The 1,988-nt window shown below is 65.7% G+C and carries 4 protein-coding genes and 1 riboswitch; of the genes, 1 reads left to right on the forward strand and 3 read right to left on the reverse strand.

All coding sequences use genetic code 11. The features are described from left to right. The 3 genes from GY769_12820 to GY769_12830 form a co-directional block, all read right to left on the reverse strand. Nucleotides 1-190: hypothetical protein (locus tag GY769_12820; GenBank protein ID MCP4202802.1), on the reverse strand; the 190-nt coding region annotated here is incomplete at its 3' end. Then, a complete protein-coding gene (locus GY769_12825; GenBank protein ID MCP4202803.1) occupies nucleotides 150-290 on the reverse strand; it encodes a hypothetical protein in 141 nt (46 codons plus the stop codon). The genes GY769_12820 and GY769_12825, both read right to left, overlap by 41 nt. A 12-nt stretch (nucleotides 291-302) precedes the next feature. Then, on the reverse strand, nucleotides 303-983 hold the full coding sequence (locus GY769_12830) for a tetratricopeptide repeat protein (protein ID MCP4202804.1): 681 nt from the start codon (nucleotides 981-983) through the stop codon (nucleotides 303-305). 122 nt (nucleotides 984-1,105) lie between these two features. Beyond that, nucleotides 1,106-1,215: riboswitch (cyclic di-GMP riboswitch) on the reverse strand. 147 nt (nucleotides 1,216-1,362) lie between these two features. On the opposite strand from GY769_12830, the gene GY769_12835 reads away from it, so the two are divergent. After that, a partial coding sequence (locus tag GY769_12835; protein MCP4202805.1) for a tetratricopeptide repeat protein occupies nucleotides 1,363-1,988 on the forward strand: 626 nt, incomplete at its 3' end.

Below are 1,988 nucleotides of genomic sequence, written 5' to 3' on the forward strand. Positions count from 1 at the left end.
GGCCGCTGCGCAGGCTGGACTCGTCCTCGATCCCGCCGTCCTCGCCGTAGCCGATGGTGACGACCGGAAAGCCGTTTTGGAAGTTCTGCGTCCAGGAGTCCGCTCCGCCGAAGGGATCCTCGGCCCCGGCATCCTTGGCAGAGAGTCCATCATGCTCTGGAAGAAGCGGGAACGTTCTTGAGCGCCTCATTGGCCATGTCGAGCGCCGCTCCGACCTGGCCCGCCATCGCCCGCACCGACGCGTCGTCCATGACGTAATAGGTCTTGTAGTCGTCGTCGACGACGACCACCTCGGCGACCGGCTAGCTGCGCTCCTCGATCCAGCTCGCAAAGCCCTCGATGGTCTCCGCGGAGAGCTCGTCGGCGTCGCTGCTCCGCTCGTCCAGCCAGCGCTTCATGGCGATCATCAGCTCGGCGGCGCTCTCGCGATCGATCTGGAATAGCTTCATGTAGGCGCCCTTGGCCTCCTCGATCCGGTCGAGACCCAGATAGGCCTCACCGCGCTCCTCGATCGCCTCGGGATAGCGCGGGCCGATCGCCAGGGCCCGATCGTAGGCCGCGAGCGCCTCCTCGTACTGCCCGGTCTTGAGCAGGGCATAGCCGAGACTGCCTAAGGCCTGGTGGAAGTCTGGCACCTCCTTGACCGCCATGCGGAACTGCTCGATCGCTTCCTTGTAGGACTTCTGCGCCTTGGCCGCCTTCTTGGCCGCCTTCTCGCCCTCGGCCGTGGCGGCCTGCTCCTCCAGCTTCCACGCCTTGTTGCGGTACTCGAGCCCCCGGTTGTAGGCGTTTATCGCCTTCTCCTTTGGGATCAAGTCGGGCATGTCGGCCAGCGGCTCGAGGGGCGCGAGCGCATCGTCGGTCCGCGCGAGCCCCCCCGTCCGCTCGTCCGGCTCCCCAAGTAGCTGATCCTGGGCTCCGACTGGAAGCGCCAGAGCAAGTACTGACAGCAGCAGAGTGACTTGTCGTATTCCTCGGATCATCGTTCTGCCTTCTTGTTCTCGGTTGATGGTCATGGCCAAACGTGCGGGCCGGGCTGACAGGGGTTCCAGTGTACCTCCCGTCTGCCGGTTCGAACGTTCAGACTCCTCCTCTAATGCAGCCCTTCGGCAGCTCGGCGGTCTTGGGGTCCTTCGTGGCGGGGTGTCGTCGCGGAGGAAGCGAGGACCCGTGGCTTTGCGGCACCGGGTTTCCCCGGCTGTGCCTCTTTCGGAGCAACCCATAGGTTACGCCCGGGGCAGGAACTGATGCGCCACCCGAAGGGGCAGGCATTGATCGCGTCGTGGCCAGCGTCGGCCCCTTCTCGAGGCGGGTGTGAGCGCCGGCATACTCCCTTCGACCCGGGGCCACTAGACTCGTTACATGCCGCGACCGCCCCTGCCTTCGATCCCTGCGCTCGTGGGCGCCGACCACCGCGGCTACGAGTTCCAGCGCCGCGAGCTGCGCAAGACGCTCGTCGCCCTGGGTCGCCTGCCGGAGCCCGAGCCCGAAGTGGTGGACGATTGTGAGTGCCCGATCGACTGGAAAGAGGTCTACCGGCTCAAGAAACAGGGCCAGCGGAGCGAGGCGATTCGTCTGGTGCAGGAGGGGCTGGCTCAACGCGAAACCGTTGACGGCCCGGACTCTCTGGTGGTGGCCGACACCCTCGAACGGCTCGCCGATCTCCACAACCCCAAACCGCGTCAGGAGATCGAGCTTCGCGAGCGAGCGATGGCGATCTATCAGAAGCACCTGGAGATATCGGACCGAAGGATCGGCGCGGCCGCCCGCGGACTTGCTCTGAACTACTCAGCACTCGACGAGATCGAAGAAGCCTCGCGCTGGGCGCTCATGGCAGTCGAGAGCCACCAGGCGGCTTCGGACCGCAATCTGCTGCTCGCGATCACGCTCGACCACCTGGCTGAGCTCCGTCGCCGCGCCGACGCTACGGACGAGGCGCTCGAGTACTACCGGCTCTCTGCCGAGATGTGGAAGTCCGTCCGGGGAGA

This window comes from bacterium (genome assembly GCA_024224155.1).
GTDB lineage: Bacteria > Acidobacteriota > Thermoanaerobaculia > Multivoradales > JAHEKO01 > CALZIK01.

Bases quoted from the DNA above. Each gene is read 5' to 3' on its own strand.
- GY769_12830 (MCP4202804.1), bottom strand. From the start codon at position 983: ATGATCCGAGGAATACGACAAGTCACTCTGCTGCTGTCAGTACTTGCT.